The sequence below is a fragment of the Zunongwangia atlantica 22II14-10F7 genome, from assembly GCF_002094855.1.
Taxonomy (GTDB): Bacteria; Bacteroidota; Bacteroidia; order Flavobacteriales; family Flavobacteriaceae; genus Zunongwangia; species Zunongwangia atlantica.
The window spans coordinates 491647-511779 of the sequence record NZ_ARYN01000001.1 but is presented as its reverse complement, the minus strand read 5'-3'; the positions used below and the strand labels follow the sequence as shown (position 1 = coordinate 511779).

The following is a 20133-nucleotide window of genomic DNA, read 5'->3' as shown; positions in this document are numbered from 1 at the left end:
CAATTTTATTTGAGTTGCACCTAAAATACTAATTGATGCCAGCAGAATAAGAATTTAGAATTCTATAATTTTGTTAAACTTCGGTTTAAAAAACCTGACCTAAACCAAACAAAAGTGATAGTGCAAAAGTAGATAAGGCCAACACTTTTAACTCTGGATCCAGTAAAGCCGGAGACTCATTTTGCATTACTCGTTTTAAGTGAAGCACAAGCGGAATAAAAGCAATATAAAACACAATATCATCCCAAGCTTCAAAAACCAAAGCCGAGTAAACCGCCATAAGTAAGATTGCTCCAATAATTAAAAAGTAATGATAAGCTTTGGCTCCTTTCTCCCCTAATTTTACGGCTAATGTTATTTTTCCAGATTTTTCATCAGGCACTCTGTCGCGCATATTATTAAGATTAAGCACTCCTGCACTTAAAAATCCTATAGCTGCTGCCGGCATTAACACCGCCCAATCTAAATCATTTACATAAAGAAAGAAAGATCCAAAAACGGCTACTATTCCGAAGAAAATAAAAACAAAAATATCTCCTAATCCGCGATAACCATAAGCCGAATTTCCCACTGTATATTTTATAGCTGCAATTATAGATGCTACACCTAAGCCAATAAAAACAAGGCTATATAAAAAATTCTCACTTCCAAAAGAAGCATAGATAAGACAAATCGCCAGGATAAAAGTAATTATTGAAGTTAGGATAATCCCACTTTTCATTTCTGAATGCGTTATCAATCCACTTTGAATGGCACGTTGCGGCCCAATACGTTCGTCGTTATCGGTTCCTTTTACGCCGTCTCCATAATCGTTTGCAAAATTAGATAACACCTGAAGCCCTAAAGTTGTAGCAAGTGCCAAAGAGAAAATCCCCAAACTGAAATATCCTTGCTGAGCTGCAATGGTACTGCCCACTAAAATTCCTGAAATTGATAAAGGTAAAGTTCGTAATCGGGCAGCATTTACCCAGGAATTAATTTTTTTCATTTAACGCATTATTTTAACCAAAACTTCCTTTAAAAGATCTCCAGAAGATAAATTTACCGCTCCAACTCCTTTACTTTTTACATCGGCTTCCTGCAAAACATTAATCGCGTAACTCACTTTTTTCATAGGATAATTTCTGGCAGCTACGGTGTAATCGTTCACAAAATATGGATTTACTTTTAGCTGTTTTGCTACATTCATTTTCGATTTATCGGGTAAACCATGATATTGTAGCAACTGCGAGAAATAAGAGAATAAAAGCGATATCGTTACTACAAGCGGATTGTCCTTTGGATTTTGCGAAAAATAATTGATAATGCGATGTGCTTTTACCTCGTCTTTTAAACCTACGGCTTTACGTAACTCAAAATTGTTGAAATCTTTACTAATTCCTATATTTTGTTCGATAAGCTCTGGCGTAACTTCAGTGCCTTTTTCACAAACCAATTGAAGTTTCTGTAACTCATTATCGATCTTCCCTAAATCTGTGCCTAAAAATTCTACCAGCATTTGCGAAGCTTTTGGAGAAATTCCCAGCCCTCTCGATTTTAAATTCCGAACAATCCAATCTGAAACCTGATTCTCATACAGCTTTTTGCTGTCTAGAATAACGCCGCTTTTCTTTATCGTTTTATAAACCTTTTTACGCTTATCCAGCGTTTTATGCTTATAGCAAAGCACCAAAACCGTTGTTGGTTGCGGGTTTTCAGCATAATCACTCAGTTTATCGATAGTTCTGGCAAGATCCTGAGCTTCTTTTACGATCACCACCTGCCGCTCTGCCATCATAGGATAACGCTTGGCATTTCCAACGATCTCATCTACATTGGTATCGCGACCATACATAATGATCTGGTTAAAGCCTTTTTCGTCTTCGTGCAGTAAATGATCCTCGATATAATCGGCCACCTTGTCAACAAAATAAGGTTCTTCCCCCATCAAAAGATAGATAGGAGCAATTTTTCCATTTTTAATATCGGTCACAATTTGCTTTGCGTCGTCCATGCAGAAAAAGAATCTTTTAGGCTGAAATTAGTTTTATCCTTAAAGGCTTTTGGTTGTTGTATTCTTTAGTATTTTTGAGGTCTATGATCGACCTTAATTTTCCAAAATATAATTTCAGGTTCAAAAATAGTCAAAATAAAATAGCTGTTTTCGACGAACTCCGGAAAAAATTTATCATTCTTACTCCTGAAGAATGGGTGCGACAACATTGCACACAATTCTTAATTCAGGAAAAAGAATTTCCCAAAAGCCTTATTAATGTTGAAAAACAACTGAAACTAGGCAAATTAACAAAGCGATACGACATAGTGGTTTATAATAGCGATGGCAGCATTCATTTAATTGTAGAATGTAAAGCGCCACATATTAAAATCACCCAAAACGTATTCGATCAAATCGCGCAGTACAACATGACCTTAGATGCAGATTTTTTAATGGTCACCAATGGATTATCCCATTATTACTGTAAAATGAATTACGAAGCTGGTGAATACGAATTTTTACCAGAAATCCCCGCTTATAAATTGGCATAAATGACAGTAGCAGTTGTTATTTTAAATTGGAATGGGAAGGCGTTGCTAGAGCAATTTCTACCTTCGGTAACTCAATTTTCTAAGGAAGCTAATATTTATGTTGCCGATAATGCTTCAAGTGACGATTCGATAGATTTTCTGCGGAATAATTATCCTGAAATTAAGATCATTCAGAATAAAGAAAACGGTGGTTATGCTAAAGGCTACAATGATGCACTGAAGCATCTTTCCGAAGAAATCTTAATTCTTTTAAATAGCGATATTGAAGTTACCAAAGACTGGCTAAAGCCGATATTCGAGGTTTTTAGCAAAGATTCTAAAACCGCTGCGGTACAACCAAAAATTTTGGATTTTAAGAACAAATCTTATTTTGAATATGCCGGTGCAGCAGGCGGATTTATTGATAAATTTGGCTTTCCTTACTGCCGCGGCAGGATTTTTGAAACTATTGAAGAAGATAGAGGCCAGTATAATGACGAAATTGAGATATTTTGGGCCACAGGCGCTTGTTTAGCGATTAAAAACTCTGTTTTTAAGGAACTTGGCGGTTTCGACGAAGATTTTTTCGCCCATCAGGAAGAAATTGATCTATGTTGGAGAATAAAAAATCTTGGCTATCATATAAAATACACCGCAAAATCTTGCGTTTATCACGTTGGAGGGGCAACTTTAGACAAAATGAACCCTAAAAAGACCTATTTTAATTTCAGAAATAGCCTTTTTATGCTCGTAAAGAACCTTCCTAAAGAAAAAATGCGTAAAATTGTGTTGCAAAGAATGGTTTTAGATGGCATTGCGGGGCTAAAATTCCTATTTCAGGGTAATTTTGGTCATTTTTTGGCGGTGTTAAAAGCGCATAGCAGTTTTTACGCCAATTTTTCAAAAATGAATAAAAAAAGAATTGAAAAAACATCTAAAATTGAATACTTTGACATAAAATCTATCGTTTTTGAATATTTTGCATTGAAAAAAACGACATATAAAAAATTATTATAAAGCCTGCCTAAAGTATTGTTAATACTACTTTTAAGCTTTATATTTTTTTGATACTTTTGGAAAATCTAACATTAACAATAATTACAATTAAGTTATGAAAAAAATCATGCTTTTATCAGCCTCTGCGGCTATCCTGCTTTCTTCATGTGTTTCTAATAAGAAATATGCTGAACTAGAAGCAAAACAAAAAGAAACTCAAGACCAGCTTAATACCGCCACTGTAAAATTAAATGCTTGTCTAGAGGATAAAGACGAAATGACTGAAAGAATTAAAGTTCTTAACAATACAAACGCTGCGTTATTAAACAACGTTGGTGATCTTGCTACTCTTTCTAAGAAAGAAGCTGAGAACTTAGAGCGTTCATTAGAGAGCATCAAAGAAAAAGATCTTGCTATTAAGAGCATGAGAGATGCAATCAACAAAAAAGACTCTGTTACTTTAGCTTTAGTTACAAGTTTAAAAGGAGCTATTGGAAACATGAACGACGAAGACATCGAAATCAATGTTGAAAAAGGTGTTGTTTACGTTTCTATTTCAGATAAATTATTATTTGACAGTGGTCGTTACAACGTAACTAATAAAGCTAAAGAAGTTTTAGGAAAAGTTGCTACTGTAATTAAAAACAAGCCAGACATCGAGTTTATGGTAGAAGGTCATACAGATGACAAATCTATCTCTACTTCTATGTTCCAGGATAACTGGGATCTTTCTGTAAAGAGAGCTACTTCTGTAGTTAGAATTTTACAAGACGAATTTGATGTAGATCCTAAGCGTATGACAGCTGCAGGTAGATCTTACTACATGCCAGTTGCTTCTAACGAAACTGCTGATGGTCGTGCTAGAAACAGAAGAACAAGAATCGTAGTTCTTCCTAAACTAGATCAATTCTACGGAATGATCGAAGAAGGTATGGAGCAAGCTTCTAAAGCTTCAAACTAAGAAAATAAGATATCTTATATATCCGAAAAGCCTCGCAATTGCGAGGCTTTTTTTATACATTCCTCATTTTAGAACATAAAAAATCCCCGGATAACCGAGGATTTTTAATTTTTAAAACGCTACAGTTTTACATAATTTCTAAACTTCCTTTTCCTTCTCTTAGCACTTCAGGTTCTTCTGAAGTTAGATCGATCACCGTACTAGGAGTATTATCTCCATATCCCCCATCAATTACAATATCTACCAGGTTATCCCATTTTTCCTGAATTAACTCTGGATCTGTAGTATATTCTATCACCTCATCTTCATCTCTAATAGAAGTCGAAACGATTGGGTTTCCCAGTTCTTCTACGATTGCTCGACAAATATTGTTATCTGGCACTCTTATCCCAACGGTTTTCTTTTTCTTAAATACTGTTGGTAAATTATTATTTCCCGGCAAAATAAAGGTATAAGGACCGGGTAAACATCTCTTCAGAATTTTGAATGTCGCAGTATCTATTTGCTTCACATAATCTGAAAGATTACTCAAATCATGACAAATAAAACTGAAGTTCGCTTTTTCCAATTTCACCCCTTTAATCTGGGCGATCTTTTCTAAAGCCGAGTTATTGGTAATATCACAACCTAAACCATAAACCGTATCGGTTGGATAAATTACTAGCCCGCCGCTACGCAAAGTTTTTACGACTTTAGTGATTTCACGCGGATTCGGATTTTCGTTATAAATACGAATAATTTCTGCCATTTTTAATCAGCTTTTTCAACTTCTTTCTCTAGTTTCAGGACTTTGCTACCATCTTCCTGTTCGATAAACAAGGCTTTATTTCCCTGTTCTCCTTTTCGGGTAATCTTACTACCGTCTATGGTTTTAGTAACCTCTTCAGTATAAGTTTCGGTTACTTTACCTTCAGCAGTTCCATTTCCCCAATTCCATTTTACGTTACTTCCTTTCTGAATCATCTTTTTCTTTTGAAGATAAAAAGAAAGCCGCATTTTGCGGCCCTGAATAACACAAGTTTAACTCCAAAACCTTGTAATTACTAGTGGTTTACGGTTTCCTCGAATTTTAGAATGTGCATTAAGAAAGTAGCTTCAATTTCGCAAATCTTAGCAATAGCTTTTTAATTCCGCCATTTTCAAAATTAATTTCGGCCTTTTTATCCTGACCTACACCTTCAATCCCTAAAACTTTTCCTTTTCCAAAACGCATGTGCTCGACTTCGTTTCCAACTTCAAGCTGAATTGCATTCGAGGCTTTTGCAGGTTCTGAAGCTGCCGGTCTCAGTTTTCGTAATTTTCTAAGTTGTTCTTCAGTAGGTTTATGAGCCGGTGGTGGCGTTCCTGCTTTTGGTTTTGTTTGTCGAAGTTTAGATTTATCAACTTCATCTCCAAAAATATCAGTATTGATAAGCGGTTTGTATTTATAATCATCCTGCGGAATCATATAATCCAAAAACTTATCGTCTATTTCTTCTATAAATCGGCTAGGCTCTGCATCTACCAGTTTTCCCCAACGATATCTGCTTTGCGTATAAGTTAAGAAAGCCTGTTTTTCAGCTCGAGTTACTGCAACATAAAATAAGCGGCGTTCTTCTTCAAGCTCAGATCTGGTATTCATACTCATTGCTGAAGGAAAAAGATCTTCTTCCATTCCAACAATATACACGTAAGGAAACTCCAATCCTTTCGCCAGGTGAATCGTCATTAAAGCAACGCGATCTTCATCCTCGGTATCTTTATCAAGATCTGTAGCTAGCGCGACATCTTCTAAAAATTCAGCTATAGATCCATTGGCATCGGCAAGTTCTTTTTGCTCTTCAACAAAATCCTTAATACCGTTTAAAAGCTCTTCAATATTCTCGATTCTTGCAATACCTTCTGGAGTACCATCTTTTTTAAGCTCCTGTACGAGTCCGGTTTTTTTGGTCACCGTATCTGCAACAGTAAACGCATCGGCATTCTGAGCCAAGATTGTAAAATGTTTGATCATATTTACAAAATTGTCCAGCTTGGTACGTGTACTTTTTGTGATCTTAAGTTCTGGTAAATGATCCAGATTTTCTAAAACTTCGAAGATCGATTTTCCATATTTATTGGCAGCGATACTTAGCCTGTCCATCGTTGTGGCTCCAATCCCACGTGCAGGATAATTGATCACACGCTTTAAAGCTTCTTCGTCTTTTGGGTTGATCAATAATCGCAAATAGGACAGCACATCTTTAATCTCTTTACGCTGATAGAAAGACAAACCTCCATAAATTCGGTATGGAATATCCTTCTTCCTAAGCGCATCCTCCATTGCCCTACTCTGCGCATTGGTTCGGTACAAAATAGCAAAATCTCCATTAGCCATTTGATTTTGCATCTTATTCTCAAAGATCGAACTGGCTACAAATCGTCCTTCTTCACCATCTGTAAGTAATCGGTTTACCACGATCTTTGGCCCATCGTCGTTTGCCGTCCAAACTACTTTATCTAATTTGGTCTGGTTTTTATCGATTATCGAGTTGGCTGCATTTACAATGTTTCCGGTAGAACGATAATTTTGTTCCAGGCGGTACATTTCTACGCCTTCATAGTCTTTCTGGAAATTCAGGATATTATTAATGTTCGCACCACGGAAAGCGTAAATACTCTGCGCATCGTCACCAACCACACAGATATTCTGAAATTTATCAGACAATGCTTTTACGATCAAATATTGCGAGTGATTGGTATCCTGGTACTCATCCACCAAAATATATCGAAAACGATTTTGATATTTCTGAAGCACTTCAGGAAAACGGTTTAAAAGCTCATTGGTTTTCAGCAATAGATCATCAAAATCCATTGCGCCAGCTTTAAAACAACGCTGTACATATTCCTTATAAATTTCTCCCATTCTTGGCTTTTTGCTCATCGCATCGGCCTCCATTAATTCAGGATTATTGAAATAGGCTTTTACAGTGATCAGACTGTTTTTGTAAGACGAAATTCGGCTATATACCTGCTTATATTTATAAACATCTTTATCCAGCTGCATATCCTTAATGATCGCCCTAATCACACTTTGTGAATCCTGCGTATCATAAATCGTAAAATTAGAAGGGTAGCCTAATTTATCGGCCTCAAAACGTAGAATCTTGGCAAAAACCGAGTGGAATGTTCCCATCCACAGGTTTTTAGCTTCACTTCTACCTACGATCTGCGAAATACGATGCTGCATTTCTCTTGCCGCTTTGTTGGTAAAAGTTAACGCAAGAATATTAAAGGCATCAATCCCTTTACTCATCATGTATGCGATCCTATACGTAAGCACACGGGTTTTACCAGAACCGGCTCCCGCAATTACGATCATAGGACCATCAATCTGCAATGTTGGTGCCCTTTGGGCATCATTTAATTCGGCTAAATAAGCTTCCAATTTCCTTCAAATTTTAAAAGCGTGAATTTAACCAAAATGAATCAATTTCTAAACTCAGCCTGTTAATACTTTTAAACAGCGATGTACTAAGCTGCAATTGTATATATTTTTTAGTATTTTTAAGAGAACTACTTTTTAACTAAAAACAACAACCCCTTTTAACGAATTTCAATGAAGAAAATTTACTATCTATCCCTCTTATTATTTTCCCCTTTTATCTACGGACAGCAAATGGATGCAGATCTTGAAGAAGACATCGCTGCTGTAGAAGAAAAAGTGATCGAATGGCGAAGAGATTTCCATGAACATCCTGAACTTTCTAATCGCGAATTTGAAACTGCTGAAAAAATTGCCAAGCATTTAAAGAACTTAGGTTTTGAAGTCGAAACCGAAGTCGCAAAAACCGGAGTTGTAGCTTTACTGAAAGGCGACCATCCAGGTAAAGTTGTGGCTTTACGTGCAGATATTGATGCTTTACCGGTTACCGAAAGAAATGATCTTCCTTTTAAATCTGAAGTAACTACCGAATTTCTTGGCTCGCAAACCGGAGTGATGCATGCCTGCGGTCACGATACGCATACCGCAATATTGATGGGTGCTGCTGAAGTTTTAGCGCAAAACAAAGACAAGATTCATGGTACTATAAAATTCATTTTTCAACCAGCTGAAGAAGGTCCACCACCGGGTGAAGAAGGTGGCGCAAAATTAATGATCAAAGAAGGAGTTTTAAAAAGTCCCGATGTAGATGCGATCTTTGGTTTACATATTAATTCTGAAACTCCCGTTGGCACCATTCGTTACAAACCTGAAGGTACAATGGCGGCGGTAGAACGTTTTGTGATCAATGTAAAAGGAAAACAAACACATGGTTCGCAGCCTTGGAGTGGCACAGATCCTATTCTTATTTCAGCAAAAATTATCGATGGTTTACAAACGATTATTAGTCGGGATTCTAAATTGATCGATGCCGCGGCAGTGATCACCGTTGGAAAAATTACCAGTGGTGTGCGTTTTAATATTATTCCTGAAAGTGCCGAAATGATAGGAACAGTAAGAACATTAGAGCCTAAAATGCGCGAAAAGATCTTAAGCCGAATGAAAAATATGGTTCCTAAACTTGCTGAAGCCTACGGTGGTGAAGCAACTATTGAAATCCAAAATAATACCGCGGTTACGTATAACGATGTTGAATTAACTAACCAAATGTTACCAAGCCTTCAAAAAGTGGCCGGAGAAGATCATGTAGAATTGGTTAAAGCAACTACTGGCGGTGAAGATTTCTCTTATTTTCAGGAAGAAGTACCGGGTTTATATTTCTTTTTAGGCGGACAACCTTTGGATAGCGAAGAACCGGCACCACATCATACGCCCGATTTCTTTATCGACGAAAGCGGATTGATCCTAGGCGTTAAGGCTATGACCCAATTGGCTTTAGATTATCTTAATCCACCGCAATAAATAACTTTAAGGGATTTCTTGTCATGCTGAATTTAATTCAACAGCTCATTTTAGCCATTTAAAAGCAGAATTCTAAAATAAATTTAAAGGTACTTTTTCGTTAACTTTGACGTTTAACTTAGAAAAAGTACCTTTCGTTTTTTTAGAATAAACCAGCATGAGCGATCTAGATTTATTGCAAATCCTTTATAATATTTTACCGGCTATCATTGTTGCCGCAGTAGCTTTCTACTTTTTTAAAACCTTTTCTGAAAATGAGAATCGAAGACGCCGATTTTTACTACATCAGGAAAATCAAAAAACAGCACTTCCTCTTAAACTCCAGGCTTACGAACGCATGACCTTATTTTTGGAACGTATTTCCCCAGGAAGTTTACTGGTAAGAATAAAGCCTAATAGTTCAGATAAAATTCAGTATTCCAATACACTGGTGGCGGCAATAGATCAAGAATTTGAGCATAATTTAGCGCAGCAGATATATGTTTCAAATGAATGCTGGAATTATATAAAAACAGCCAAAAATGCTACAATATCACTTATAAGACAAACCGCAGCAGATAACACTGTTGAAAATGCAGCCATGCTTCAGGAAAAAGTACTCACGGTTTTAATGGATGAAGATGCACCAACCGTGGCAGCACTAACGTTCGTTAAAAATGAGGTTAAGGAGATTGTTTAACTAGTTTACAGTTAACGGTGCACAGTTTACAGTTTTTTAGCCGCTAGCTTTCAGCAATTAGCAATCAGCTTGAATATTGATCTTTAAATCTTAAAATTTGATCTTTTATTTTTGAAAGCTTTTATACTTTATATAATTGAACTTCAAATAAGTAGAAAGAAACAATATAAGAATCGATATTCCGAAATTAGATTTAAATTCCATAGTTCAGAATTATGAAAAAGACTACTGAAACTCAAAAATCAAATGAAAAAACAAATATTGTAGTTCTAGGATTGAGCTTTTTAGTTTTTTACATTCTTTTCAGTAACTGGGATTACTTAAAAAGTTTAATTGCAAGTTTGTTTTAGTTGCTTTATCCTTCAGTTAGCCTCAAACCACTTGTCATTTCGAGCCTGCCTTCCCGGCAGGGAGGCGAGATACGAGTCGAGAAATCTCATTTCGAAATTACCTCATTTTCGCATTATCAAATTATCCATTTTCTATCAGCGAAGCGGTCTCCATTCTCTTTTCTAAAATCTAATTTCCACTAAACCTCAGCTTTGGCCTTTTTTGCAGCTTCTTTGTCTTCTTTTACTTTGTTAGCGGCGTAATCATAGCCCTGCTTCCACCAATCGGTCATTAATTTTTTATTGAAAACAAGTGAATTTTCGGTCAGTTTTGTTGGCGTGTAGAAGATATTCAGTTTTACGTTTTTATTCAGCGCGGCTAGTTTTCCTTCGATTACATCATGATATTCAACCTGGTCTAAAACAAAACTGTATAAATTCAGCATCAAACTAAATGGATTCTTACCCAACACCTTGTTATATTCCATGTTTTCAGCCTCTAAAATAATAGCATCTACCTCTGTAGCGCCACGTTTTATAGCCTCTCGAATAGGCACAACGCAACCTAAACCACCATCGGCATATTCAAATCCGTTTTTATTGGCCAGGCTCATAAACGGAATATAATTACAGGAAATCCAGATCCACTCGCAAAAATCATCGTAAGAACATTCGTGGATCGATTTATATTCTACCCGGTTTTTAGATAAATTAGAAACAGTTACTACTACGTCACCAACTTTATTTCGAAGATTTCTAAAATTTTCTTCTGAAAAATTACGCCGAATATGTCTTAAAAGGTTCTTGCTTTCACCAAAAGTGCGTTTCTTTTTAAGAAACTGCCAGAACATATTAAAGTAGTTGATGGTTACATACTCCCTGCCTTCTTTCTTCTTAACGATAAACGGATTTAAACTAAAGATCTTACGCTGGTTCACATTTGTGTAGAGATCGTAAACCTTAGAAATATTACCTTCGGCCAGATGCGGAATCAATAAACTTCCGGTAGAAGTTCCCAGAAAAAGATCGTATTTCTTCTTCTCAGCTTCCATTAAATATTGGGCTACTCCGCCTGCAAATGCTCCTTTACTACCGCCGCCCGAAATTACCAATGCTCGCATTAAACTTCGATTTGGTTTAATTCTTCACTCTTCAGTTTAGCGTAATTGAATCCGCTTTTCCACCACCGCTTCATCTTCTCTTCTTCAAAAATAAGGGAATTGGTTGTTAAAACTGTGGGTGTGTAATAAAAATTGATAATTACATCTTTATTTGCCGCCGCAAATTTCCCAATTCTAATATTTTGATTTTCAACCCTATCTGTTATAAAATTAAAAAGATTGGTAATTAAGCCAAAAACATTCTTAGAAGGCATTCGGTTTAAATGGCTCACCTCAGTTTTTAAAATGATCGCATCAATTTCTGTGGCGCCACGTTTTACCGCTTCCTCAATTGGTACCATCGATCCAAAACCACCATCGGCATATTCGCAACCTTCTTTTTGCACCAGACTCATAAATGGCGTGTAATTACATGAAATCCAGATCCAGTCTATAAAATCCTGATAATCGAAATCTTTGATCGATTTATACTCCACTTCATTTAGAGATAAATTAGAAACCGTTACCAGAATATCTTTTTCTGAAGCTTTTAATTGCTGAAATTCTTCTTCAGAAAAGGTATTTAAAATCAGTTTTTTAAGATTCTTGCTTTCACCAAAGGTTTTTTTCCCCTGAAGAAAATTACGAATTACACTGAAGTGATTAATGCTTATCTGGTCGTAACCATGCTTGTGCTTAATCAAAAAAGGACGATTATTAAAAATACTCGATTCGTTTACCGATGTATATACCTGCCGAATCTTCTCTACTTTTTGCAATGCCAAATGAGAAATTAGCAAACTCCCGGTAGAGGTACCTACATAAAGATCGTAATCTCGCTTCATCTCTTCGATCAAATACTGGGCAACGCCACCGCCAAATGCGCCTTTACTACCACCTCCAGAAATCACTAATGCCTTCATTAAAAATTAACTATTTGAGTTGAGATTGAAAATAATCCCATTCTTTCTTTGAAAAAGAACTTGATATATTCTGAATTTTTTCCAAATACTTATCATAGGTTAGCAGCTCCTTAAGCAATTGCCTGCAAAAATCCCTGAAACGATAGGTATGATGCTGCGTTCCCTGCATTAGATCTTTTAAATTCTGGTCTGAAAATGCATCGATCTGAAACAAATAACTAAACGCATTTTGTCGAATTTCGCATGGATATTTTGTTTGGGTATATCCAGAAAGCTCAGCATAATTCGTCTGACTGTTACCTGCATCAAACTCGGGTGTCACCAAATTTAAAGTAAGCCACAACATTCGCACATTCTTATCGTAAAAACCATGGATATTCCTGGTTTTGGTTAAATATTTGGAACGTTCTTGGGGAAAGTTTGTCCACAAGGTCAATAGCGCATATTCCTTTGTTAAGTAAGAATCATCATTTAATAAATCTTCAAATTCAGATTTTAAAGGCTGCGGAATTTCTTTCATACTCGATGCAATAGCCTGGCGAACAAAAACATTCCCGGTTGCAAAGGCCTTTTTATATAAATCGATAGCTTCTTGCGCGGTATTTCCCTGCAACTGGATCACTGCCTCCTGGCCTACATAATCATTTACAGGAAAATCTAAAGCGCCATTCAAGACATTATATTTTATTCCTACACTTTGCTCTCTAACTGCCGCAACATCTAAATATCGACGTATAAAAGAAGATTTCTCTAAGGAATTTAATGCTGCATTAGCTTTAAAAGCCGATTGTTCTAACCAGTCTTTTCGAAATTGCGATAGATCCTGCCCACTAACATTTTCCATCTCTTTTAAAAAATCCTCTGTAGAAACATTACCAAAACTGTATAATTTCAGGTAGTTTTTTATTCCGCTTTTAAAAGTTTCATCACCTAATTGCTCTCGCAAAATATGTAACGCCCAGGCTCCTTTTTGGTAGAATGTAAGTGAACTGGCCTTAGGATTTAATAAGGCTTCACCGTCACCACGATCGCTCAATTTCTTCAGTTGCTCGGCAGTTTCATACAATTTCCAGTAATAATAATCTTCACCAAAAATCTGCTTTTCGGCCAATAAAGCGTAATACGTTGCAAATCCTTCCTGTAACCAGTGATGCTTACCATCGGCTTCGGTTACCAGATCACCAAACCATTGGTGTGCGAGTTCGTGAGCATTTACATTTACATAGTTTCGATCTTTAAAACCTATGCTATCGGTAAGCATAGATTCAGAAAAAATCGTGGTTCCGGTATTTTCCATCCCGCCATAAAGAAAATCTTCTACAGGGATTTGTTTGTAATTTTGCCACGGAAAATCGACACCGATTTCCTCTACTAAAAAGTCGAATATTTTCTTCGAATATCGATATGTAGGTTCAACTAAATTTTCATCTTTTGTTTCGTAATAAAGCGAAATTGGTACGCCACCAGCACTTTGTAATTCTTTGCTCTTATAATCTCCTGCTGCGATCGCCACCAAATAGCTACTCATAGGATCTTTCATACTGAACGACCATTGTTTGATCGAATCATTTAGCATTCTTTCATTTTCAAGCTTTCCGTTAGCGATTACCTGATAATCCTTTTTGAAATTGATCGTTAAATTGAAAATCGCTTTTTCCCGCACATCGTCAAAACTTGGTAACCAATGCGAAGTATAACGTCCCTGCCCCTGCGTCCAAACCTGTTTACTTATTTCTTCGGAAGTTTCTTTATCCCAATTAATAAAATACATAGTTTGTTTTGGTGAGCCAGAATACTGCAACTGAAGCGTATTCTCTTCAGAGGGAGTCAGTTTCTTTTTGATCCAGATCTTATCTTCAGCTAAACGAAAATTGGTTTCCTTTCTATTCAGCATAACTTTTTCAAAAGTCATATCTTCAGTATCAACAAAAAAGGAATCTACCTCTTTTAGAACATCAAAAGAATAATTAACGTTACCATCGATTTTGGCCAATTCAGGATAAATACTTACCTCAGCATTCACTTTTTTAAAATCTACAAATTCGATTTGATTTTGTGGAGTGATAGATTGCGCTTGGGTTAAAAACGCATTTAAAAATATAAGGGAAAAGAATATTTTCTTCATTATTAGAAACTGTCGTTTGGTACTGCCAAATTACAAAATTTAATGCCAGAGGCTTCTTTTTAAAGTCAATCTTTCAATAATGATCAGCTCCAGCAAAAAAGAAATAGCATAAAATGTGCCTGAAATAATTCTAAAATTAGGCATTTTAATATCTTCGTTTTTATGAATCCTAATATTCTACAAACTCCGATCGATTATTTAAAGGGCGTTGGCCCCAATCGTGCCGATGTGCTACGGAAAGAATTGGGAATTCACACTTACCAGGATCTGGTGAATTTTTTCCCTAATCGCTATCTCGATAAAACCCGCTTTTATAAAATTGCCGAATTACAACGAAACTCGGCTGAAGTGCAGGTGGTGGGTAAAATAGTGAATATTAAAACCGTAGAGCAAAAACGGGGAAAACGCCTGGTTGCAGATTTTGTAGATGAAACCGGCCGTATGGAACTGGTTTGGTTTAGAGGCCATAAATGGATTCGTGAAAACCTTAAATTAAATACGCCATACGTAGTTTTTGGAAAAACCAACTGGTTTAATGGCCTATTCAGTATGCCACATCCCGAAATGGATACGCTTGCCGATTTTAAAAAGCAGCTTCGTGCAGCCATGCAACCCATTTATCCTTCTACGGAATTATTACAGAAAAAAGGGATTACCAATCGTGTGGTAAATAAAATGCTGCAACAGCTTTTTACGGAAACCCAGGCGCGATTTTTTGATACGCTAAGCGAAGAAATTAAGAATGAATTTCGACTAATCTCGAAAGCTGAAGCACTCTTCAACATTCATTTTCCTAAGAATGCCGAGTTGCTCGCAAAAGCTCAGTTTCGTTTAAAATTTGAAGAGCTTTTTTATATCCAGTTACAATTATTGCTGAAAAATCAGCTGAGAAAACAAAAAATAAAAGGCTTTGTTTTTGCCGAAATTGGTGAAAATTTCAGCAGATTTTATAAAAATCATCTGCCATTCGATCTTACCGGTGCGCAGAAAAGAGTAATCAAAGAAATTAGGGCAGATCTTGGAACCGGTGCGCAAATGAATCGTCTTTTACAGGGTGATGTAGGTTCAGGAAAGACCATTGTAGCTTTAATGAGCATGCTAATTGCGATCGATAATGATTTTCAGGCCTGTTTGATGGCGCCAACAGAGATTTTAGCGATTCAACATTACCAGGGATTGGTGGAATTATGCGAAAAAATGGATCTTTCTATTTATTTGCTTACGGGTTCTTCTAAAAAAGCGCATCGTCGTGAACTGCACGAAAAACTTGAAAATGGTGAGATTGACATTCTAATTGGTACGCACGCACTTTTAGAAGATAAGGTAAAATTCAACAATCTTGGCTTAGCAATTATCGATGAGCAACATCGCTTTGGTGTAGCACAACGGGCAAAATTATGGCGAAAAAATAAAATCCCGCCTCATATTTTGGTAATGACTGCAACTCCTATTCCGCGTACTCTGGCGATGAGTTTATATGGAGATCTGGATATTTCTGTTATCGACGAATTACCACCGGGAAGAAAGCCAATTAGAACGGTGCATCGCTTTGATAGCAATCGCTTAAAAGTTTTTAGATTTCTAAAAGAAGAAATTGATAAAGGCAGGCAGGTTTATGTGGTTTACCCATTGATTCAGGAATCTGAAAAAATGGATTATAAGGATTTGATGGACGGGTATGAAAGTATCGCCAGGGAATTCCCAGATTTTCAGATCTCGATAGTACATGGCCAAATGAAACCTGAAGATAAAGATTACGAAATGCAACGTTTTGCTGAAGGTAAAACCGAAATCATGGTCGCAACAACCGTAATCGAAGTAGGGGTAAATGTTCCCAATGCCAGTGTAATGGTTATAGAAAGTGCAGAACGATTCGGACTCTCGCAATTACACCAGTTACGCGGTCGAGTGGGACGTGGCGCCGAGCAGAGTTATTGTATTTTAATGACCGGCCATAAATTATCTAACGATAGCAAAACAAGATTAGAAACTATGACGGCGACCAACGATGGTTTCCAAATTGCCGAAGTCGATCTAAAACTCCGCGGTCCTGGGGATATTATGGGAACACAGCAAAGCGGTGTGCTTAATCTTAAAATTGCAGATATTGTGAAAGATAATGACCTATTAAAAACAGCTCGTTATGTAGCTCAAAAAGTGCTAAAAGAAGATCCAAAACTTGCGTTAGAAAAGAACAAAGTTTTACGCTTTACATACGGCCAACTGGCCAAGCATCAAAACATCTGGAATTATATTTCTTAATTCTGGAAAACTTCTAAAAATCTGTGTGAATTTTACAAACCTTAGATTATGCCAAAATAATTGGTAATACTATCTTTGTAGATTGTAAAATTACTTAGATGAAGATTTCATACAACTGGTTAAAACAATTTATAAAACTTCCTGAAGATGCCGAAAAAACCGGCGAATTACTAACCGATCTTGGTTTAGAGGTTGAAGGAATTCAGAGTTTCCAAAGTGTAAAAGGTGGTTTAGAAGGTATTGTGGTTGGCCACGTACTAAGTTGCGAGAAACACCCAAATGCAGATAAACTTAACATTACTAAAGTAAATATTGGTAATGGTGAAGAAGTACAAATAGTTTGTGGTGCGCCAAATATTGCTGCGGGACAAAAAGTTCCGGTTGCCACAATAGGAACTGTTCTTTACGATGAAAAAGGTGAAGAATGGCAAATCAAAAAAGGAAAGATAAGAGGCGAAAGCAGCTTTGGAATGATTTGTTCTGAAAAGGAAATTGGAGTTGGTAGCAGCCACGAAGGAATTATGGTGATGGATGCAGATCTTATCCCGGGAACACCTGTTGCTGAAATTTTTGAGGTTGAAAATGATAAGGTTTTTGAAATTGGATTAACGCCAAACCGCGCCGATGCCATGAGCCACTGGGGTGTAGCCAGAGACCTAAAAGCAGGTTACCAGCAAACCAGCAAAACTTTAGAGCTTATTACTCCTTCTATTAGTAATTTTCATGTAGATAATCGTAGCCTAAGAATTCCTATTTTTGTGGAAGACTCCTCTTTAGCTCCACGTTATTGCGGAATTACCCTTAGCGATGTAAAAGTTGGTGAATCTCCAAAATGGTTACAAAACCGTCTTAAAGCAATTGGTCTTTCACCTAAAAACAATATAGTAGACGTTACAAATTATGTAATGCACGAGCTTGGGCAACCGCTACACGCGTTTGATGCATCAAAAATTGCAGGTCACGAAATTCATGTAAAAACGGTAGAAGCCGGCACAAAATTTACCACTTTAGACGAAGTTGAAAGAGAACTTCACGAAGAAGATTTAATGATTTGTGATAAAGAAAAACCACTATGTATTGCCGGAGTTTTTGGTGGCTTACATAGCGGTGTTTCAAAAAATACCAGTCAGGTTTTCTTAGAAAGTGCATATTTTAATCCGGTTAACGTTCGTAAAACTGCTAAAAGACATGGTTTAAATACCGATGCTTCTTTTAGGTTTGAACGTGGCATCGATCCTAGCATTACAGAATATGCTTTAAAACGTGCCGCTCTTTTAATTACTGAGTTGGCCGGCGGAGAAATTACCAGCGATATCGACGATCTTTATCCTAAGAAAATCGAAGATTTCCAGGTATTCTTAACCTTCGATAAAGTAAACAAACTAATCGGTGAGAATCTTGAAGAAGAAACCATCAAATCGATCTTAGCTTCATTAGAAATTCGAGTGAACAATGTTACCGAAACCGGGATGGGATTAACCATTCCTTCTTATCGTGTAGACGTTCAGCGAGAATCTGATGTTATCGAAGAGATCCTTAGAGTTTACGGTTACAACAATATAAAATTCAACGAAAAATTTAACGCTTCGGTTTCTATTTCATCGAAATTCGAAGATTATAAACTTCAAAATATAATCGCTAATCAACTAGTTGGGCAGGGATTCTATGAAACGATGGCAAATTCTTTAACCTCGCCATCGCATATAGAACTTACCGAGCAGTTAAAAAGTGAATACAATGTTGAAATGCTGAATCCGCTTAGTGGCGATCTTTCAGTAATGAGACAATCGATGCTTTTTAGTGGTTTAGAAAGTATTCGATATAATTTAAATCGAAAAAGAAGAGATCTCAAACTTTTCGAATTTGGTAAAACCTATCACAGCTACGTTAGCGGTCGTGTAGAGAACAAGCACTTATCGATATTTGTGAGCGGTGATAGATCTACTGAAAGCTGGAATGCAGCTGCACAAAAAGGAACTTTCTTTTATTTAAAAGGAGTGATTGAGGCAGTTTTCCAAAGATTAGGAATTAAAAACCTGAAATCTGGAGCATCTAAATCTGATATTTTTGCTGAAGGTTTAATGCTAAGTTCTGCAAAAGCGAAGTTGGTAGAATTCGGAGTAATAAAAAAATCGATCCTGAAGCATTTTGATATCGATCAGGAAGTTTTATTTGCAGATTTTAATTGGGATGCAGTAATCGAAATTGCTAAAACCCAATCTAATAAATTTGTTGACATCCCTAAATATCCGGCAGTACGACGTGATTTCGCTTTACTTTTAGATGAAGCGATTTCGTATGCTGAAATTGAAACTATTGCTACACAAACTGAAAAGAAATTACTTAAAGAAGTAAATCTTTTTGATGTGTACCAGGGTGATAATCTTCCGGAAGGCAAAAAGAGTTATGCGGTAAGTTTTACTTTTCAGGATGAAAACAAAACGATGACTGATAAGCAAATCGATAAGATTATGAATAAACTTCAGTACCGTTTCGAAAACGAATTGAAAGCGGAACTACGATAAATTCCGAAGAAAAAATTTTATAAAAATAAAGGCTGAAATTATCGAATTTCAGCCTTTATTTTTTTCAGTATTCATTATCATGATTACGGAAATTGTTTAAATATCTGATCGATATATTTTCTAACATCGCGCTCTGTTCTGCGATCGTCGATCTCAACTTCATTGGTTGTTCCCCTCCAAATGATCTTGTTGTTTTTTCGGTTTATAAAATCAATCACAATAGATCTGGATGAATAAGGCACCTGCTGAATATTATCACCGGTAATTCGCTGAATGGTATAATAATCCTTGTAAATAAAAGGCCTGTAATAATCACCAATATAAAAATCTGGGCGATAATACGAATAACTGGTATATACAGGATCTGCATTAACCTCAACTTTATCATCAAACATTGTGTGAACATAAATTAACACCTGAGGCTGATCGTCTACATATCGATAACCTTCATCGTCCATATTTTCGTTTATGGTTTTTACTATTTCAGTATTAATTTCTTCATTATTATAACCTGGTGTGGTTATTTTATTCTTATTGGGCAAAAATGCATAAGTCGAATAATTTTTAAGATCTTTTGGATTCTCGCCAACTTCTGTGGATTTACTTCCGCCACAACTTGCAAAAAGAATCAAAATCGATAAAAGTCCGCTCCATTTAAATAATTTCATAATATGGGAATTTTTATTGCATATTAGCAGCTTTGCCTCGCAATCCAAAATGATTTAGCATAGTTTAGACATAATTTTAACAGGCATTTAGAAACGTATAAAGCGAAGAAGCAACAGCCAAATCTATCAATTAACAGCTAAGAGATTGGTATTTAAACTGATATTACATATTTTAGAGGCATATGCAAAGTGATTG

At 36.4% G+C, this 20133-nt stretch carries 16 protein-coding genes; 7 read left to right on the top strand and 9 right to left on the bottom strand.

Annotated features, from left to right (window positions below; all coding sequences use genetic code 11):
• Positions 1–85 precede the first annotated feature (85 nt).
• Together menA and holA are read right to left on the bottom strand one after the other, a co-directional pair.
• Positions 86–988, bottom strand: a complete 903-nt coding sequence (menA, locus tag IIF7_RS02190) for a 1,4-dihydroxy-2-naphthoate octaprenyltransferase (protein ID WP_084840012.1) — start codon at positions 986–988, stop codon at positions 86–88.
• A complete protein-coding gene (gene holA / locus IIF7_RS02185) occupies positions 989–1993 on the bottom strand; it encodes a DNA polymerase III subunit delta (RefSeq protein ID WP_084840011.1) in 1005 nt (334 codons plus the stop codon).
• A gap of 83 nt (positions 1994–2076) precedes the next feature.
• On the opposite strand from holA, the gene IIF7_RS02180 reads away from it, so the two are divergent.
• The 3 genes from IIF7_RS02180 (at position 2077) to IIF7_RS02170 (ending at position 4462) form a co-directional block, all read left to right on the top strand.
• Entirely contained in the window at positions 2077–2526 is a 450-nt protein-coding gene (locus tag IIF7_RS02180; protein ID WP_084840068.1) for a type I restriction enzyme HsdR N-terminal domain-containing protein, read from the top strand.
• Positions 2527–3522, top strand: coding sequence for a glycosyltransferase family 2 protein (locus IIF7_RS02175; RefSeq protein WP_084840010.1), 996 nt, complete (start codon positions 2527–2529; stop codon positions 3520–3522).
• A 94-nt stretch (positions 3523–3616) separates the two neighbouring features.
• Complete coding sequence (locus IIF7_RS02170; RefSeq protein WP_084840009.1) at positions 3617–4462, top strand: OmpA/MotB family protein; 846 nt, start codon at positions 3617–3619, stop codon at positions 4460–4462.
• A 127-nt stretch (positions 4463–4589) separates the two neighbouring features.
• On the opposite strand, the gene IIF7_RS02165 is transcribed toward IIF7_RS02170, so the two are convergent.
• The 3 genes from IIF7_RS02165 to IIF7_RS02155 form a co-directional block, all read right to left on the bottom strand.
• Positions 4590–5210 (bottom strand): L-threonylcarbamoyladenylate synthase, encoded by a 621-nt coding sequence (locus IIF7_RS02165; protein ID WP_084840008.1) that lies wholly within the window; start codon positions 5208–5210, stop codon positions 4590–4592.
• Between the two features lie 2 nt (positions 5211–5212).
• A complete protein-coding gene (locus IIF7_RS02160; RefSeq protein ID WP_084840067.1) occupies positions 5213–5425 on the bottom strand; it encodes a hypervirulence associated TUDOR domain-containing protein in 213 nt (70 codons plus the stop codon).
• A gap of 118 nt (positions 5426–5543) precedes the next feature.
• Positions 5544–7868 (bottom strand): ATP-dependent helicase, encoded by a 2325-nt coding sequence (locus IIF7_RS02155; protein ID WP_084840007.1) that lies wholly within the window; start codon positions 7866–7868, stop codon positions 5544–5546.
• A 171-nt stretch (positions 7869–8039) separates the two neighbouring features.
• On the opposite strand from IIF7_RS02155, the gene IIF7_RS02150 reads away from it, so the two are divergent.
• Both IIF7_RS02150 and IIF7_RS02145 read left to right on the top strand, forming a co-directional pair.
• A complete protein-coding gene (locus IIF7_RS02150; RefSeq protein ID WP_084840006.1) occupies positions 8040–9326 on the top strand; it encodes an amidohydrolase in 1287 nt (428 codons plus the stop codon).
• A gap of 157 nt (positions 9327–9483) precedes the next feature.
• Positions 9484–10005, top strand: coding sequence for a DUF7935 family protein (locus tag IIF7_RS02145; protein ID WP_084840005.1), 522 nt, complete (start codon positions 9484–9486; stop codon positions 10003–10005).
• A gap of 529 nt (positions 10006–10534) precedes the next feature.
• Here the strand turns inward: IIF7_RS02145 and IIF7_RS02140 are convergent.
• From IIF7_RS02140 to IIF7_RS02130, 3 genes are read right to left on the bottom strand one after another with little or no spacing between them, the layout of a single operon-like run.
• Positions 10535–11455 carry a patatin-like phospholipase family protein gene (locus IIF7_RS02140; protein WP_084840004.1) on the bottom strand — a complete coding sequence of 307 codons (921 nt, stop codon included), beginning with the start codon at positions 11453–11455 and terminating at the stop codon, positions 10535–10537.
• The gene (locus tag IIF7_RS02135) at positions 11455–12357 is read right to left on the bottom strand and encodes a patatin-like phospholipase family protein (RefSeq protein ID WP_084840003.1); all 903 of its coding nucleotides are present in this window, start codon (positions 12355–12357) and stop codon (positions 11455–11457) included. The genes IIF7_RS02140 and IIF7_RS02135 overlap by 1 nt, the downstream gene beginning before the upstream one ends.
• Before the next feature lie 10 nt (positions 12358–12367).
• Complete coding sequence (locus IIF7_RS02130; RefSeq protein ID WP_084840002.1) at positions 12368–14482, bottom strand: M1 family metallopeptidase; 2115 nt, start codon at positions 14480–14482, stop codon at positions 12368–12370.
• Between the two features lie 162 nt (positions 14483–14644).
• Here IIF7_RS02130 and recG point away from each other — a divergent pair, with 162 nt between their 5' ends.
• Positions 14645–16744 carry an ATP-dependent DNA helicase RecG gene (gene recG / locus IIF7_RS02125; protein WP_084840001.1) on the top strand — a complete coding sequence of 700 codons (2100 nt, stop codon included), beginning with the start codon at positions 14645–14647 and terminating at the stop codon, positions 16742–16744.
• Between the two features lie 98 nt (positions 16745–16842).
• Entirely contained in the window at positions 16843–19269 is a 2427-nt protein-coding gene (gene pheT / locus IIF7_RS02120) for a phenylalanine--tRNA ligase subunit beta (RefSeq protein WP_084840000.1), read from the top strand.
• An 83-nt stretch (positions 19270–19352) separates the two neighbouring features.
• Here pheT and IIF7_RS02115 read toward each other — a convergent pair whose 3' ends face one another.
• Positions 19353–19937: a DUF4136 domain-containing protein gene (locus IIF7_RS02115; RefSeq protein ID WP_084839999.1), complete on the bottom strand. Its 585-nt coding sequence runs from the start codon at positions 19935–19937 to the stop codon at positions 19353–19355.
• Positions 19938–20133: the final 196 nt, after the last annotated feature.

Excerpts from the sequence above, each read along its gene's own strand:
- menA (WP_084840012.1), bottom strand. The coding sequence starts at position 988 with ATGAAAAAAATTAATTCCTGGGTAAATGCTGCCCGATTACGAACTTTA.
- holA (WP_084840011.1), bottom strand. The coding sequence starts at position 1,993 with ATGGACGACGCAAAGCAAATTGTGACCGATATTAAAAATGGAAAAATT.
- IIF7_RS02180 (WP_084840068.1), top strand. The coding sequence starts at position 2,077 with ATGATCGACCTTAATTTTCCAAAATATAATTTCAGGTTCAAAAATAGT.
- IIF7_RS02175 (WP_084840010.1), top strand. The coding sequence starts at position 2,527 with ATGACAGTAGCAGTTGTTATTTTAAATTGGAATGGGAAGGCGTTGCTA.
- IIF7_RS02170 (WP_084840009.1), top strand. The coding sequence starts at position 3,617 with ATGAAAAAAATCATGCTTTTATCAGCCTCTGCGGCTATCCTGCTTTCT.
- IIF7_RS02165 (WP_084840008.1), bottom strand. The coding sequence starts at position 5,210 with ATGGCAGAAATTATTCGTATTTATAACGAAAATCCGAATCCGCGTGAA.
- IIF7_RS02160 (WP_084840067.1), bottom strand. The coding sequence starts at position 5,425 with ATGATTCAGAAAGGAAGTAACGTAAAATGGAATTGGGGAAATGGAACT.
- IIF7_RS02150 (WP_084840006.1), top strand. The coding sequence starts at position 8,040 with ATGAAGAAAATTTACTATCTATCCCTCTTATTATTTTCCCCTTTTATC.
- IIF7_RS02145 (WP_084840005.1), top strand. The coding sequence starts at position 9,484 with ATGAGCGATCTAGATTTATTGCAAATCCTTTATAATATTTTACCGGCT.
- IIF7_RS02140 (WP_084840004.1), bottom strand. The coding sequence starts at position 11,455 with ATGCGAGCATTGGTAATTTCGGGCGGCGGTAGTAAAGGAGCATTTGCA.
- IIF7_RS02135 (WP_084840003.1), bottom strand. The coding sequence starts at position 12,357 with ATGAAGGCATTAGTGATTTCTGGAGGTGGTAGTAAAGGCGCATTTGGC.
- IIF7_RS02130 (WP_084840002.1), bottom strand. The coding sequence starts at position 14,482 with ATGAAGAAAATATTCTTTTCCCTTATATTTTTAAATGCGTTTTTAACC.
- recG (WP_084840001.1), top strand. The coding sequence starts at position 14,645 with ATGAATCCTAATATTCTACAAACTCCGATCGATTATTTAAAGGGCGTT.
- pheT (WP_084840000.1), top strand. The coding sequence starts at position 16,843 with ATGAAGATTTCATACAACTGGTTAAAACAATTTATAAAACTTCCTGAA.
- IIF7_RS02115 (WP_084839999.1), bottom strand. The coding sequence starts at position 19,937 with ATGAAATTATTTAAATGGAGCGGACTTTTATCGATTTTGATTCTTTTT.